The sequence below is a fragment of the Paenibacillus sp. P36 genome (genome assembly GCF_045866505.1).
In the GTDB taxonomy this organism is placed as follows: Bacteria; Bacillota; Bacilli; order Paenibacillales; family NBRC-103111; genus Paenibacillus_E; species Paenibacillus_E chondroitinus.
Genome location: NZ_AP038372.1, coordinates 1,024,217 through 1,038,231, shown reverse-complemented (window position 1 = coordinate 1,038,231; position 14,015 = coordinate 1,024,217). Strand labels below are relative to the sequence as shown.

Here is a 14,015-nt window from a genome sequence, read left to right as displayed (position 1 = left end):
ATATTTAATATCAGTTGATTACACCAGTGCCTTTTATATGAACTTGAATTCTGGGATTCAACTTGACATCCTTGTACTTGTTTTCCCAGTCAATGCTTTTCCAAAGTTCTGAATGGCTTACTCTCAGCCTCCTGCCGATTCCAAGAGCATCACAATTCCCTTTAAGTAATTTATTCGTAACCTCTAATGCTTGTTTATTTAGCGTTTCGGCAATTTGCTGATTTAATTGGTCAAGATTAATTTTTCGACCCATATAACTTGGATAACTGTTAATGGTACCATAGAGATCAAGCTTAACTAAGCAATCGATATCTTGGGTGTTTTTTTCAACAGAGACTTCGAGTGATCTTTGTGATTTCTGTACTTCAAAAGTTATAGCGCTTATTTCCTTTTCGCTAGGCTTACTCAGACCAGAGCTCGTCTTCACAGGGATTTCAATGTATGCTAGTTTGTTCAGCTTGTCTTTTAAAAGTAGTAATATCGTACTCTCTTCTCGGGACAACATCATTCCGGTATATCTGTCTCCATGAAATAAAGCGCTACTATCAATAACTAATGCTCTTTCCTTAATTTTACGAATCATTGGCAGCACCGCATCTTCACCAGGATCAGTAATTTGACTCCATATGGAATATAAATTTTGCCTCTGAATATTCGTTTTACGTTCAGCTCCCTTGATCATTTGCATAATGCCATATGCGACAGGGCTATTTTCTATATCTTCAAATGATAATATGTCAGAAGCTAATCCCTCACTTATTAATACATTTGATGTTAGGTTCCCTTTTGGATTACGATAAAAACCCTCTAAGGGAGACAAAATTCCTTGCTTCGCAAGCTTTTCCCCTATGATAATTACATGAATCTTACTGGCTTCAATAGTGCCTGGAAGCATATTATCCATTTTCAAACCAATATTAAAAACGGAATCCCCAGTAGTCTGAAGCACTTCATCCTTTACTTCGAATTGTCCACCGCCTTTACTCTTCAAAACTACCGCTCTGACCATTCCCATTATTGAGCTATCTTTGGTAACATCGAGACTAATACCGTTTATAATCTTTTTATCAGTTAAATAAAGAATGTCCCAACACCCAGTTATGATTACAGAAAATAGACTTATGAAAATCATTACAGCTATTTTTTTCCTCATAAGATCCCTACCTCTTTATTTTTTTTACGAAGGCAGGAGACCATCCATAATAAAAGTGGTATGACTGTAATTATAATAAAATACCCATATTCCAACCATTTACCGAAAGAATCTATTTTTTCCAAAGTAGATAGGCACCACCCTAATATAAATACAAGCACTCCACTGAACCAGACCAACCTTCGATAAGAATTTTGATTTGCACTTAGACTTTTTCCAGCCATGCATAGATAAGAAACGATTGTAGCAGTCATTGGAATAAACCAAATCGTTAAAAAAATCAAATCCAAGCGGTCAAACACTTGATAAGTCAATCCTTTAAAAATATATAAAACAGGTTCATTGATCTGTCCTAATGCTTTAGGGCTAAACCCAATCACACAAATAAATACAAAATACGCATAAAAAAGTGTAACAAAGCAATTGGCCAATGAGATGATACGAATTAATCCTTTGGAATTGTTCTGCACTTGTGTGAAAAAATATAGGATCACTTCAAAACCGAGCATTGAAAAAAAAGTTTTCTCACTCCCTTTGAGCATTTGCTCAATTCCTGATTGACCAATAGGCAAAATGTTAGTAATGTGCATTTCGTTCGTAAAGTTAAAAAAACTAAGCAGTATTAAACAACCAAACAATACTGAGGTTAATACAAAAAATCTTGCAATGACACGCAAATTTTCATGAGCTAAGTATACCCCAGTCCCAATAATTAGAAATTCCAGAACCCAACTAGGTGTATATGTAAGCATCCATGTGTGCACCAACTGTACATAAAGTGTGGTTGCATAAGCTGCTATGAAAATAAAAAAAACATAGTATATGATGTTTATTCCTTTACCAATATAAGAACCAAACAATTCAACGGTAATTCCACTTAAGGTAAGATCAGGGAATTTCCGAAGCAATCTCCAATAAATGAAAAGCAAAAGCTGTATAATACTTCCGGCGATAAGAACCGAGATCCAAGCATCCCCGTTCGCTGAGCTCTGAATTTTGGATGGCAGAGATAGGAGTCCAATTCCAATTTGTGTTTTGATGATTAAAAAAAACAATTGGGATCTCGTTATTGATATATTCAAGTGCGCTTCCACCTCCTGAAATATGACTTGTTTGTTGCTCCGGATTCCGAAGATTGCGAGTCTTTATTCCCCTTCCATATTGGAAGTCTTAGAAAAATATCATTTAGTCCCTGCTTACCATGAAAAGGACCGAAAGGTGCGAAATAGGGTACCCCCAATGTCTCAATTTTGCATAGGTGAATGAAAATGACCATCATCATGATGGAAATTCCGAATAATCCAAACAATGCGGCAGCAAGCATAGTTGGGAATCCTAAGATTCTCAAGCTTGTTCCAAATTCATTTAACGGGGTTGCAAATGATGCAATCGCTGTCAATCCAATAACAACAATCATTGTATTAGATACAAGATGGGCTTCGACAACTGCCGTTCCAATTACAAGACCCCCGACAATTCCAATCGTTTGTGCAATGGGAGATGGTAAGCGAATTGCGGCCTCTTTCAACAATTCTAGAAGGATTTGCATAACGAGCGCTTCTAAAATAGGTGGTAATGGAACGTAAACTAAAGAAACCTGAATGGAATAAAGAATTCCTATAGGGAGCACTTCCGAATGGTATGAGACGATTGCAATATAGATCGCTGGCAAACTAATTGCGAGAATAAAGCTTATAAATCGAATAATTCGAAAGAATGATCCTAGGATCCACCTGCCGTTGTAATCATCTGGCGATTGAAAAAACGAAAAAAATGTGACGGGAAGAACTAACACACTTGGCATGCCGTCAACGATAATATTGATTTTCCCTTCCATTAAATAAGAAACTGCTCTATCAGGCCTTTCGGTCTGCATAGATTGCGGAAAAGGTGATAAGGGATGTTCTTCGATCATCTCATCAATGTTACCTACGGAATATATATAATCAAGATCTATAGCTGAAATCCTCTTCTCACATTCCTCAACGATTATGGGGTCGGCTCTGTTTTCCATGTAGACCATAGCTACTTTCGTATTCGTGACATTACCTAAGGTGAAGTACCTCACCCTTAATTTGGGACTTTTGATTCGATTGCGAAGCAAATATATATTCGTACTTATATTTTCAATAAAGCCTTCATGTGATCCCTTAATGATTTGTTCGTCTTTGGGTTCTTGGATTGAACGGCTTTGCGTTTGAGCAACTGACATCATGATTGCTTCTACTTCGTCCTCAATCACAATAACGCAAAATCCATCAAGTATATATTTCCCTATTTGAAGAATATCGGACGACTTCTTTAAATCGATTAAAGTAAAGATCTGTTCAATATCTCCAATGTTTGATTCCAACAATGGTTTAATAACATTTGATTGAATTAACTCTGTTTTCACAAGGTCTTCTAAATATAACAATGAGTACGTTTGGCTGTTAAAAACGAACTTTTGAATCTTTAAGTCGTCCGTACATGAGAAATATTCTTGAATTTGGGTAATCTTCAATTCGATATCTCCAATTTTCAACTCATCTGCAAGAGTCTCATTCATGTTATTATCACCCCCTTTGAATAAATCTTTACCTATTATTAACAAATACCCCCGTATTTATTTCATGAATACGGAGGTTGTTATAGTGTCTAAAGGTCAGCTTTAACTTAGTAATATTTCGTATGCTCTATCCATGTACAGGGAAGGCTAATGTGGTAACGTAAGGAATCGGAGGGAAAAACTTGATCGAACAAATTCTTGCTGAACTAAATAATCCATCCGACCTCTTTTGTGACACACTGGATAACGGATACATCCAGATGGAGCTTGTTTACTTCCCTGAGCTTTGTGATCAGACACAGATTAAAGATGGTTTGATCATTCCATATTCCTATTGTTTCCACCCGGAAGAATTTGAACGCCTGATTAACACTAATCCCAACTTTGGGCTAGCCAATCAGCCTGAATATTGGACGCAATTGCTGCTGAACGGTACGCTCTTATTCAAAATTGAGGACACCGTATTTCGCTTCTATGTCCAAAGGAAGTTTCAGGACAAGCCTGATACCGTTCAAATAGAGGCATCACTGCAAGGTCCTCAGACTGCACTTACAGAAGATTTAGATCTTAACATCAGCCTAATACGCATGCGGTATAATGTGCCTTCTCTCTCAGTAGAACAACACATCATAGGAGATCACTCAAAAACACGAATAAGCGTTCTCTACGATAAAAATTTAATTAATAAAGAGGTACTGGATTTATTAAATGAGCGGATAAACAATGTACAAATCAGGACTCTCCGAGCAGCGGGTCAACTATTACAGGCACTTTCGGGAAAGAGACACAGGCTTTTCCCCATCATTCTCCAAACAGAAAGACCTGATCGTATTGCAATTATGCTCGAGCGCGGAAAAGTAGCACTACTACAGGACGGAAGTCGCTTCGGTCTGCTTCTTCCTGTTCGACTAATCGATTTCCTCCATGCGATGGATGATGATTATGAATCATATTGGATGAGCAAATTTCTGCTTATTCTTAGATATTTTGCCATGCTTCTTACAATTACCTTACCTGCCCTCTATATAGCCATTGTCTCATATAACCCAGAGGTCCTTCGCGTCCAATTAACACTATCAATTGCAGGCAGTCGAGTAGTGGTCCCCTATCCTTCATTTATTGAAGTTTTCATTATGCTTTTTATGATTGAAGCATTGAATGAGGCAAGCCTTCGCCTGCCGCGTTATATCGGTTCTACAGCAACAACTGTTGGTGGTTTGATTTTGGGTCAAGCCATTCAACAGGCGGGATTAGTGAGCAGTATCATGATTATCGTAACTTCAGTTGTTGCGATCTCTAATTTCGTTATACCGAACAACGGCTTTGGTTATTCAGTTCGCTTTATTAAATACATCTTTGTCATAGTCTCAATTTTCTATGGTTTATTAGGGGTAGTTGTTTCATTCTTTGCTTTAATTGTTTATTGGTGCAATCTAAGGAGCTTTGGACAGCCTTATTTAGCCTTTTATATTCCAAAGTTAGAAGCGAAAGCACATCATTATAGAAAGGGGACCAAGTAAACCATGTCTCGGTATACCTATTATCATGTGCTCTATGTTGGAATGATTAATATCATGATGTTCGTACCAACGTTACTCATAAGAGATCGTTTTAATGGCGCAATTTCAGGAATGCTCATTGCAATGGTGATAGGCACCATCATTTCATTCGTTATGATGGCTTGCTTTGAAAAGTTTCCCGGATTGGGTTTTCCAGAAATATGTGATCTTTACCTCCCAAGATGGTTTACCACTATCAACAGCTTATTTGTGGGTTTATTTATCTGGCTTCCAGCTGGAATTATTGTTATATATGCCTATTCAGAGACAGCCCGTATGTTCTTTTATCCAGACGTAAATCCTTATATAAATCTGTTTTTAATGGTTAGCGCTGCCCTATGGGCGAGTACTCGGTCAACCCGATCCGTCCAGTTTATTCATGAAATCATGATGCTTATAATCTCTCCTTTGCTTTTTTTGTTTCTAGTTAAAGCTATGGTTAATGAAAACTTTAGTTGGGACGCAATCCGTTACGTAGCCGGATACGTGAACAAACCGCCATCCTTCATGACAATTGTTTCAGCCACCTTTTTGTTTTCCGGTCATTTCAGCCTTGTTCTTTTTAATCGCTTGCATGTTGAGGGATTTCGTTTTCGAAATCGATGGGTCGTACCCTTGTTCGGGTGTTTCTTCTTACTGGTTACTTTTTTTGTGCCAATCGGATTCCACGGCACAGTTGGTGTAGGCGATTACGTTTACATTTGGAGTATGACGGCAGACTCCATGATCATGGAGTATGGTTTCATTAATCGGGTTTTGTTTGTCTTTCTACTGCTCTTCACTGGATTATCGCTGCTCTTTGTCATGAACACATGGCACACAACCATCATGTTAATTAGATATGTAATTAACCGTTCAGTAGCTGTTGAAGAAGAACCGGTACCGAAGATGAATATCTGGTTAGCTTTAGGTGCAGGGATCTTGTCTTTCATTTTTATGCGCTTTGTAAACGTAGAAAGAAACCAGGTTATCTCTGAGATATGGCTCATTGCTCGATTTTTCACCGAAATCATATTCATTTTTATGATGCTCTATTTTGTATGGAGAAAAAAGAAGGAGAACGTTTTTACATGAGGATTCTACTATTCATCGTCTTTTTACTCTACCTTTGTTTGTCTCTTGGAGGGTGTAGCTTTAAGGACATTGATAAAAGATTCTTCGTCGTAGCCATGGGGGTGGATTGGACTGGAAAAAAGGAAAATCCTTATTTGGTAACACTTCGTCTCGCAATACCAGCATCCAAGATTGGCGAAGGGCTAGCGGAGAGTCAGATCGAGCATTTGGAAGCCCCGAGCATAGCGGAAGCAGTTAGAAATATTAAAGCTCATGTCGATAAAGAGCTCGATTTCGGACATTGCCGGATGTTTTTATTCGGTAACAGCTTAGTAAAAGAGTCGATGGAGGAACCGCTAAGTTGGCTAGCAAGAAGAAGAGACATTCAACTGATTTCCTATATGGCATTAGCTGAACCAAGCGCAAACAAGCTACTAAAAGCAAGTCCATCAACAGAAAGATTGGCGGGTAACTCCTTTTTCTTAACTTTTGGAAAAGAAGGGACAGTTTCGCCTTACACTGTGACCGCGTTTCTATTCGATAATTTCCGTCGATTCAAAGAAAAGGGACTCGATCCCTACCTGCCCATCGTTAGCTTTGATGGGGATTCATATGTTGTCGAGAAGCTTGCTTTACTTGATAAAATGAAAGAAAAACTTGTCTTAAACCCGAAAGAAACAAAACTGTATAACATGACTGCGAATGAGTTTAGCCGATCAGGTATCCCTATTAACTATGAAGGAAAACGGTTGGCCTTTTACGTTTCGCGGGTGTCTAGTCATGTCACAATATCGAAAGATGAAATTCCAATCGTCAGTCTTAATCTCAAAATAAAGGGAATGATTGAAGAAAGCCCAATTAAGGTCAAGGACGCCAATTCCCTCCAGATCCAAAAAATGCTAGAAAAAAATGTTAACAAAACTGCAGAAGATTTGTTATATAAAATACGTGATGCCAATGTTGACCCCTACGGGTTCGGTCTTCATTATCTGAGTCAATATTTCGGTAAAGAGAAAGACTGGGAACATTGGCAAAACGTCTACTCTCAAATCAAATTTGACGTTAAAACTCAAATCATAATTGAAAGTACCGGACTTGTCCGTTGATGAAGAGACAAAGTCCGGTGATAACCTTTATGGAAGCAGCAGGAGCGAAGCTTCTTGATTATTATTGATGTATGTAAAATGGTCAGCTCCTAGAGCTCTGTATGTAACTCTTGCATTTCCACGTTTTGTTATCACATGTATGGACTTGGGATTCCAATCTTTACATATTTGAATATATCGGCAGCATAGATTAAAACTCACTTCAAACAAGTATACTTTGCTGATTCGTATCTGAGGTGCAGTCCAACTGCTTGCATCCTCGGTATTTACCATGATAATTCGATCAACGCCCATTGCTTCCAAGCGTTTTTTTCCGTAGTTGTTATTCGTAATCGCATAGTATTGAATTCCCTTGGTTCTTAATAAGTTAATAAATTCCTTTCCCGCTCGGTTCGGTGCGGAAACTAACACATATTCGGTGCAGGTTTGTTCCGATTTATTCAATTCTTTCTCCTCCTTATGGAAGACCACGAAAGCAACTGCTCGTATGCAGCTATCAGTCGTAACCACTCCAATAATACGCTTACGAAGTTAGCTGTCGGATTCGGGCGTGAGAATCGCCCTACACGGTGGTTCCGTGATTCACCCCACTATGCATAAATTACATGCATCAGTTTACTATGGTTCCCCCGCTCCTGAAGGCCAGGACTCAGCGTTATCAACATCACGATTTATTTACGAGTAGCATTTAACCAGAAACTGCCATGCAGTTTTCTCGGCTCCACAGTGACAATGAATGCTTTGTGATCAATAGCCAAGATGCAGTCATACAGAAACTTCTCGTTTTTGCGGCGTGCAAGAACTTCCAACACCATTCTCTCACCATCTCTTCCCCAACCAACCCAAGAGGTGACACCAAATCCTTCTTTCCGAAGATAAGCAGCCATATAACGATGCAGCTCATCTGTAATAACTTTAACCGTAACATATCCTAGTGCCAGTTTTTCTTCAATCCATGATCCAGCAAGCACACCTAATCCATATCCGATTGCATAAACAATTAAACATGCAGGTTGGTTAACATATTTAAGAACGATGTTAAGACCTATTACATAGATCAGAATCTCTAGCATACTGATCGCAGAAGCTGTATATTTTTCACCTTTAAGGGTCAAGATCATTCGAAGCGTAAAACAAGATACATAGACAATCTGAATCACAAGAATGCTGCATATGATCGTGAACACAACATCATCCTTTCGATACTGAGAGGACCCACCGTAAGGCAGGCCCCAAGCTGATAATTACCGAGTAGCGATGAAGTTTGGTCTAGGTTGTTTGCCCGAATAAGGCGCATTCAGCTTATTAAGTACACTATTGTAAACGATGAAAACATTGCTTCGCGGGTCTGGCGTAATGTTGCTATTGGAGCCATGCATCAGATTACAATCGAACAATAGTATGGAACCGGCTTTTCCAGTTGGAGCAACAATCCCACCTTGCTCCGCTAGGTAACTCAAACTATTCTGGTCAGGTACGCCATATTCTTGACGGCGGAGCGATGTCTTGTAATTGTCATCGGGCGTTTCTCCTACACAGGAAACAAATGTACGATGTGAACCTGGCATCACCATAAGAGGACCATTATTAGGCGTGTTATCTTCTAAAGCAATAGAACAACTGAGCGCTCTCATCCGCGGCATCCCATCCTCCACATGCCAGGTTTCGAAATCCGAGTGCCAATAAAATTCCTTGCCGGTAAAACCTTGTTTGAAATTTATTCTAGATTGATGCACATAAGTATCACTGCCCAGAATTTGCCGAACAATGGCCTCGATCCGCTGATGCTCAGCGATTTGTTTAAATGCTTCATCGTCCTGGTGTACAGCAAAGATGGACCGAACTTCATCACTTCCATGCTCTTTGATTACTTCTGGCTTTTCAAGATGACGACTTTGATCCCAGAGTCTTGCTAACTCCTTTTTCCAAATCTGCACCTGATTTTGATCAAAAAAAGATTCCAAAAACAAATAACCATTCTTATCATAAAAAGCTAGCTGTTCCTCACTGATTACGGACTGATTGATCGCATGATTGTAAACCGCTGGGTCTTGTCTTTCCAAGAGTCTTGGTTCTCTATAAATTCTTGAAGGGTATGCATCTTGCACACTGGAATGGTTTAACGCCACTTGTCCTTTGGATGTCATCATGGTTTCTACCGCCTTTCGTCCTTTAGCTTAATGGATATACGCCTTGAGCATCATGCACTTCACGACCTGTTGTCGGTGGATTAAACACACATATCATCCGCATTTCAGTCTTCCCGCGCAGCAAATGCTTCTCGTGACCATTTAAAACGTATAAGGTTCCAGCGTTGATCTGGTATATATCTCCGCTTTCCGCTAGCTCGATTTCTCCTTCTCCCTGAATGCAATACACCGCCTCAACATGATGTTGGTACCATATTTCGGTTTCAGTACCTGCTTTAATCGTCGTGTCATGCAGGGAAAAGCCAACGCGGTCGCTTTTTACAAGTAATCTCTTACTGCTCCAAGTTTTCGTATCTACATCAAATTCTGTGCCTGCAATATCATTGAGATATCTAACGATCATTGTTTCTCCTCCATTCTCCGCTATATGAACTCTCTAGGATTCCTCTGCAATTTCTTTGATGCTAGCGTGCAATCGTTCAAGACCTATCATTAGTTCTTTTTCTGTAATAATTAAAGGAGGCATTATTTTGGCCACTTCACTATCTGTACCGGATGTTTCCATGATCAAGCCTTTGGAGAAAGCCCGTTCACATATTTTTTCTGCTAAACCCTGAGTCTCAAAAGCAATGCCTTGCATCAGACCTCGCCCCCTCACTTGCCCTTTCAGCTCTGGGAATGCTGCGACCATATCCTGCAGTCGACTCTTTAGCATATCCCCTTTGGCAAGTATCTCGTCTGAGAAATGATCCGTTTCCCAGTATTTCAGTGCCTGGGCCGCTGTAACAAAGGCAAGATTATTTCCGCGAAATGTACCGTTATGCTCGCCAGGCTCCCAGATATCCAGTTCAGGACGAATGAGCGTCAAGGCCATGGGCAAGCCGTAACCACCAATCGATTTGGACAGACATACGATATCCGGCTTAATCCCGGCCTCCTCAAAGCTGAAGAAAGTTCCCGTTCGTCCACAACCCATCTGAACATCATCCACAATGAGCAGAATTCCCTGTTCTTTGCATAACATCTCCAAACTTCGCAGCCACTCTATACTTGCTACATTGATTCCTCCTTCACCTTGAATCGTTTCAACGATAATGGCGGCCGGCAGTGATACACCGCTCCCACTATCCTCGATATAATTTCCCATATATTCGATCGTATTGACTTGATCGCTCATGTAGCCGTCGTACGGCATAGAAACGGTATGATGCAAAGGTACACCAGCACCTTTTCTTTTAAATTTGTTGCCAGTAACCGACAGCGCCCCAAGCGTCATGCCATGAAAAGCGTTCGTAAAACCGATAATCGTAGAACGTCCTGTCACTTTACGCGCAAGCTTCAGGGCGCTTTCTACGGAATTGGCGCCGGTAGGACCTGGAAATTGAATTTTGTATGAGAGCCCTCTTGGTTGCATAATGATTCTCTGGAACTGTTCAAGAAAATATTCCTTAGCAGCTGTCGCCATATCCAGACTATGTGTGACGCCATCTTGCTGAATATACGCGATCAACTTTTTCTTGATATCGTCGTTGTTATGTCCATAATTCAGTGCACCTGCACCAGCAAAAAAATCCAGATATTCTTCGCCAGCAGCATCCCAGAGCGTACATCCCTTGGCTCTCGTAAAAATAGTAGGAAAAGAACGGCAGTAGCTTCGAACTTCCGATTCAAGCATTTCAAATACATGCAATGACGGTTTACCAGGGTCTAATACCTTCATGTAAGTAATCCTCCTAAAAGTTAAATAAGTTGATTTGCTAACACACTTTTTTAATTTTTGGGATGGGACCAATGACAATTAACTGCTCATCCTCATGTTTGCTATCCGGAAATAACGGGGAAGGAAAACCATCATTTTTCACGATTGACGCATGCAAATCCTGTGCAAATTTAGCAAATAATCGAATGGATGCAGCGTTACTAGGCGATATCGTAGTTTCGATATATCGGATCTTCGCACACATCTTAACAGAGATTAAATCCCTAAGTAGTGATTCGGCAATTCCCTTTCCCCTGTGTTCGGCATTGACTGCGATCTGCCAAACAAATAAATTTTCTGGGTTCGACGGTTGTATGAATGCGGTCACAAAACCCACTACCTTGCCATCTATTTCTGCAACGCGGCAGGTTTCTGAAAAGTATTTGCATAGCATGATATAGCAATATGCCGAGTTAATATCCAGATTTCCGCTGTCTACAGCCGCTTGCCATAAATATTGGCCATCTTGCGGGCTGACACTTCTAATTAAAACGTTATTTGCTTTCTTTTGAATCACCCTAACGCCTCCTTCTACTCAGCTGATGGGGAAGCTTGCGGGATCCCCCCCATAAACCACGTTTGCCGAAAACGACTTAAAAATGACTGCAGTCTGGGACTTTGCGGATTTTCAAAAATTTGCACTGGTGTTCCCTGCTCGATGATGGAGCCTCCATCTGTAAAAAGAATACGGTCGGCAACCTCTCTTGCGAAATCCATTTCATGTGAAATCAGCATCATGGCCATGTCACCTTGAGCGGCAAGATCCTTGATTACTGTAAGCACCTCTCCGACCAATTCAGGATCAAGAGCCGATGTCGCTTCATCAAAAAGCATAATTTTCGGCTGCATAACAACTGCTCTTGCTATGGCAACTCGCTGTTTCTGTCCCCCCGATAATCGAGCCGGATACTCATTGACCTTATCCGCAAGACCTACCTTTTCCAGCATTTCGATTGCACGTTCCTCAGCCTCTGCCCTTTTCAAGCCAAGCACGTGAATAGGTGCTTCCGTCACATTCTTAAGAATCGTCATATGGGGAAAAAGGTTGAAATGCTGAAACACCATGCCAATATTACTCCGTAAACGGTGCAAATGCTGCTCATTAGCTTGTATAAGCTTTCCATTGACTTCCTGATGCCATAATAGTTCACCATCTACTTCGATAGTGCCGGATGTAGGATGTTCCAACGTCATGAGCAGCCTGGCTAATGTCGTCTTGCCCGAGCCGCTCGGCCCAATCACAACCACCTTTTCCCCTGAATAGATATCCAAGTCAATATGTTTCAATACATGTATTGAGCCGTAAGATTTGCTGACATCTCGGTACCTGACGATGGGGACTTGATTCATATGCGGGTACCCCCTATGTTATTTTCTCTGAAAGCGTAGTTCGAGTTTTCTCACAAGCAACGATGAAGGATAACTGAGCAGCAGAAACAAAATGCCTACAAGCGTGAAAGCTTCCAAATATTTAAATGAACCCGAACCAATCGCTTTCGCAGTCTGCAGCAGCTCCACAAGCGTGATGGCCGAAAGAACTGGTGTCTCTTTGAACATCGTAATTAAATAATTTCCCATAACGGGAACCACTGGTGGCAGGGCTTGCGGCAAAATAATACTCATCCAAGTACGCCTCGCACTGAAATTCAATGCCTTAGACGCTTCCCACTGTCCCTTGGGAACAGCTTCTATTCCGGATCGAAACACTTCGGACATATACGTACTGTAATGCACACCTAAACCGATTACACCTGTCACCATCGGCGAGAAAGATATGCCGTAGATCGGCAACGCGTAGAACAATACGAACAATTGAACAAGGAGAGGTGTACTGCGAATAAACTCCATTATGGCGAAAGCCGCTCCCGAAATCATTTTGTTTCTGGATCTGCGCACAAGTGCCAAGGGCAATCCAAGTAAACATGCCACCAAGAAGCCCAGCAGCGTCGCGGAAATCGTAATAGGAAGTACATTCAACAGTTCTGGTAAAATATGAAAAGCGTAATCCCAATCCCACATTAGCTAGCCACGCCCCCTAACTGCCCTTCGCTCGAAATAGCGAAGCGTGAGCGATAACGAGTAAGACAGGATGAAATACAGGATAAGCATCATTGCGAAGATCTCTGCAGTCTTGGAGCTGTCGAAAGTGCGCAAGACCATTCCTTGGTAGGTCAAGTCCATTAATGTGATTAAATAGACCAGAGATGTTCCTTTAAGCAATTCAATCTGCAAGTTCCCGAAAGATGGGAGCATCAATAGCAGCGCCTGTGGCAGTAGAATTCGGCGCATTCTTAGACTTGGACTCATGTTTAAGGCAATTGCCGCATCATATTGTCCCTTGGGTATCGCGAGTATTGAACTTCGTACAACCTCAGAGCCATACGCGCCATAATTTAGGCCCAGCGCTAACACAGCTGCAACCATCGCGGACATTTGGATATTTAAAAGCATAGGGAGCGCAAAATAAAGCCAAAACAGCTGTACGAGCAACGATGTTCCACGAAAAACTTCAACATATACGGAAGCAATAATCCTTACAATACGGTGTCTCGATAGACGCAATAGGCCCATAGCAAATGATATAATTGCAGATAATACAATTGCAAACAAAGTAATTTTGAGCGTAACTAATGCTCCCCGTACTAGTATGGGAAGAAACTCGAAAACAGATATCCAATTCGACATCG

General features: G+C 40.8%; 15 protein-coding genes and 1 riboswitch. Of the genes, 3 read left to right on the top strand and 12 right to left on the bottom strand.

The features are described from left to right. Positions 1-10: 10 nt before the first annotated feature. From ACKTT9_RS04805 to ACKTT9_RS04795, 3 genes are read right to left on the bottom strand one after another with little or no spacing between them, the layout of a single operon-like run. Positions 11-1,153 carry a Ger(x)C family spore germination protein gene (locus ACKTT9_RS04805; RefSeq protein ID WP_407870694.1) on the bottom strand — a complete coding sequence of 381 codons (1,143 nt, stop codon included), beginning with the start codon at positions 1,151-1,153 and terminating at the stop codon, positions 11-13. Beyond that, on the bottom strand, positions 1,150-2,235 hold the full coding sequence (locus ACKTT9_RS04800) for a GerAB/ArcD/ProY family transporter (protein WP_407870693.1): 1,086 nt from the start codon (positions 2,233-2,235) through the stop codon (positions 1,150-1,152). The genes ACKTT9_RS04805 and ACKTT9_RS04800 overlap by 4 nt, the downstream gene beginning before the upstream one ends. Next, complete coding sequence (locus ACKTT9_RS04795; protein WP_407870692.1) at positions 2,232-3,701, bottom strand: spore germination protein; 1,470 nt, start codon at positions 3,699-3,701, stop codon at positions 2,232-2,234. Before ACKTT9_RS04795 ends, ACKTT9_RS04800 begins: the two co-directional genes overlap by 4 nt. 182 nt (positions 3,702-3,883) lie before the next feature. On the opposite strand from ACKTT9_RS04795, the gene ACKTT9_RS04790 reads away from it, so the two are divergent. From ACKTT9_RS04790 to ACKTT9_RS04780, 3 genes are read left to right on the top strand one after another with little or no spacing between them, the layout of a single operon-like run. Next, positions 3,884-5,221, top strand: a complete 1,338-nt coding sequence (locus tag ACKTT9_RS04790) for a spore germination protein (protein ID WP_407870691.1) — start codon at positions 3,884-3,886, stop codon at positions 5,219-5,221. A gap of 3 nt (positions 5,222-5,224) precedes the next feature. After that, positions 5,225-6,334, top strand: coding sequence for a hypothetical protein (locus ACKTT9_RS04785; RefSeq protein ID WP_407870690.1), 1,110 nt, complete (start codon positions 5,225-5,227; stop codon positions 6,332-6,334). Then, positions 6,301-7,419: a Ger(x)C family spore germination protein gene (locus ACKTT9_RS04780; RefSeq protein ID WP_407870689.1), complete on the top strand. Its 1,119-nt coding sequence runs from the start codon at positions 6,301-6,303 to the stop codon at positions 7,417-7,419. Before ACKTT9_RS04785 ends, ACKTT9_RS04780 begins: the two co-directional genes overlap by 34 nt. 27 nt (positions 7,420-7,446) lie before the next feature. On the opposite strand, the gene ACKTT9_RS04775 is transcribed toward ACKTT9_RS04780, so the two are convergent. The 9 genes from ACKTT9_RS04775 to ehuC all read right to left on the bottom strand — a co-directional run bounded on the left by ACKTT9_RS04775 (position 7,447) and on the right by ehuC (position 14,013). Further along, positions 7,447-7,863: a hypothetical protein gene (locus tag ACKTT9_RS04775; protein ID WP_407870688.1), complete on the bottom strand. Its 417-nt coding sequence runs from the start codon at positions 7,861-7,863 to the stop codon at positions 7,447-7,449. 60 nt (positions 7,864-7,923) lie between these two features. Further along, positions 7,924-8,084, bottom strand: a riboswitch (cyclic di-AMP (ydaO/yuaA leader). Between the two features lie 6 nt (positions 8,085-8,090). Continuing rightward, positions 8,091-8,606, bottom strand: a complete 516-nt coding sequence (locus tag ACKTT9_RS04770) for a DUF2179 domain-containing protein (protein WP_407870687.1) — start codon at positions 8,604-8,606, stop codon at positions 8,091-8,093. A gap of 57 nt (positions 8,607-8,663) precedes the next feature. Next, positions 8,664-9,569 carry an ectoine hydroxylase gene (thpD, locus tag ACKTT9_RS04765; RefSeq protein ID WP_407870686.1) on the bottom strand — a complete coding sequence of 302 codons (906 nt, stop codon included), beginning with the start codon at positions 9,567-9,569 and terminating at the stop codon, positions 8,664-8,666. A 22-nt stretch (positions 9,570-9,591) separates the two neighbouring features. After that, the gene (locus ACKTT9_RS04760; RefSeq protein ID WP_407870685.1) at positions 9,592-9,972 is read right to left on the bottom strand and encodes an ectoine synthase; all 381 of its coding nucleotides are present in this window, start codon (positions 9,970-9,972) and stop codon (positions 9,592-9,594) included. A 33-nt stretch (positions 9,973-10,005) separates the two neighbouring features. After that, a complete protein-coding gene (ectB, locus tag ACKTT9_RS04755) occupies positions 10,006-11,289 on the bottom strand; it encodes a diaminobutyrate--2-oxoglutarate transaminase (RefSeq protein WP_407870684.1) in 1,284 nt (427 codons plus the stop codon). Positions 11,290-11,326: 37 nt separating this feature from the next. Beyond that, positions 11,327-11,845 carry a diaminobutyrate acetyltransferase gene (ectA, locus tag ACKTT9_RS04750; RefSeq protein WP_407870683.1) on the bottom strand — a complete coding sequence of 173 codons (519 nt, stop codon included), beginning with the start codon at positions 11,843-11,845 and terminating at the stop codon, positions 11,327-11,329. Between the two features lie 14 nt (positions 11,846-11,859). Next, positions 11,860-12,678 carry an ectoine/hydroxyectoine ABC transporter ATP-binding protein EhuA gene (ehuA, locus tag ACKTT9_RS04745; RefSeq protein ID WP_407870682.1) on the bottom strand — a complete coding sequence of 273 codons (819 nt, stop codon included), beginning with the start codon at positions 12,676-12,678 and terminating at the stop codon, positions 11,860-11,862. 18 nt (positions 12,679-12,696) lie between these two features. Then, complete coding sequence (ehuD, locus tag ACKTT9_RS04740; RefSeq protein WP_407870681.1) at positions 12,697-13,347, bottom strand: ectoine/hydroxyectoine ABC transporter permease subunit EhuD; 651 nt, start codon at positions 13,345-13,347, stop codon at positions 12,697-12,699. 3 nt (positions 13,348-13,350) lie between these two features. Then, entirely contained in the window at positions 13,351-14,013 is a 663-nt protein-coding gene (ehuC, locus tag ACKTT9_RS04735) for an ectoine/hydroxyectoine ABC transporter permease subunit EhuC (protein WP_407870680.1), read from the bottom strand. Positions 14,014-14,015 lie beyond the last annotated feature (2 nt).